This window comes from Pseudomonas serbica (genome assembly GCF_028823535.1).
Classification (GTDB): domain Bacteria; phylum Pseudomonadota; class Gammaproteobacteria; order Pseudomonadales; family Pseudomonadaceae; genus Aquipseudomonas; species Aquipseudomonas serbica.
In genome coordinates this window covers 1-1,242 of record NZ_JAQIYM010000089.1, presented here as the reverse complement: position 1 = coordinate 1,242, position 1,242 = coordinate 1, and the positions used below count along the sequence as shown (strand labels likewise).

Here is a 1,242-nt window from a genome sequence, read left to right as displayed (position 1 = left end):
TGAACTGGTCAAGTAATCCCGGACACCGATTACGGTGTTTATGCCGCTTTTTGCTCCATAGCTATTGGCGACAGGTAGTTGTTGTAGCTGTGGAGCCTGGTGCGGTTGTAGTACATGAAGAAGCGCACCATGTCGGTTTTTGCTTCCTCGACCATGCTGTAGCCGCTGCGGGGAACCCATTCTGATTTCAGTGTGCCGAAAAAACGCTCTGTTGGAGCGTTGTCCCAGCACTGTCCGCGATGACTCATGCTTTGCAAAATGCCGTGGCGGGCCAGTTCTTCTTGAAACTTGCGGCTGGTGTACTGACAGCCCTGATCCGAGTGGAACATCAGCCCCGGCGGGCAGGTTCGTACCTCTGTCGCCATGCGTAGCGCCTTGCTGACCAAGTTGGCGTCATTGACTAGAGAGAATGCCCAGCCAATGACTCGACGAGCAAACAGGTCAATTACGATGGCTAGGTGAACCCAGCGCTTGCCCACCATCAAACTGGTAACGTCGCCACACCAGACCTGATCAACAGCAGTCGGTTTGAAGTTGCGTTTGAGTCGATTAGGCGCAACAAATGCTTCAACCCCCTTGGACCTGAATGGATGCGGCTGGCGTTGTTTACTGACAATGTTTGCCTCCCTCATCAGCGCTCTGACAAGACTCCTTCCGACCGCTATGTTTTGCGAATTCAGGCCCTTGCTGATCATCCTGGAGCCCATGGCTTCACGGCTTTCGCTGTGAAGCTCAACCACTTTCAGCTTGAGCTCCTCGCGTCTGACCTGCGGCTTGGCGAGCCGCTGAAGCCACTCATAAAAGCTGCTGCGCTTCACATCGAAAACACGACACAGCAAGGCGGTCGGGAATGACTCTCTAAGCTCCGCAATCATCGAAAACGATCGGGATCCGACATCAAGAGAGCGGTAGCCTTTTTTAAGATCTCGGCTTCCATCTCCATGCGCTTGATCTTGGCTTTTAACTCCTGGATCTGGCGCTGATCCTCGGTAATCGCCTTGGTGCCTTTGACTGGCTGTCCCTCGCGTTCCTTGCGAACCTGATCGACCCAGCGCCGTAAAGCGGTGGGCCCAATATCCAGCGATGCACAAACATCTGGAACCGGACAGTTATCATCAAGCACCATGCTGGCAGCCTGAAGCTTGAACTCGCGGGTGTAGACCTTTCTTTCGTTCATGGAACCTCCAAGTTGGCGAAATCATATCGCCCTTAAGAGGTGTCCGGAATAATTAGGCCAGTTCA

2 protein-coding genes are annotated in these 1,242 nt (G+C 53.5%); both read right to left on the bottom strand.

The window, feature by feature from the left end:
* Positions 1-38: 38 nt before the first annotated feature.
* Positions 39-875 (bottom strand): IS3 family transposase, encoded by an 837-nt coding sequence (locus NQL71_RS30050; RefSeq protein WP_240635652.1) that lies wholly within the window; start codon positions 873-875, stop codon positions 39-41.
* On the bottom strand, positions 872-1,177 hold the full coding sequence (locus NQL71_RS30045; protein ID WP_240635653.1) for a transposase: 306 nt from the start codon (positions 1,175-1,177) through the stop codon (positions 872-874). Before NQL71_RS30045 ends, NQL71_RS30050 begins: the two co-directional genes overlap by 4 nt.
* Positions 1,178-1,242: the final 65 nt, after the last annotated feature.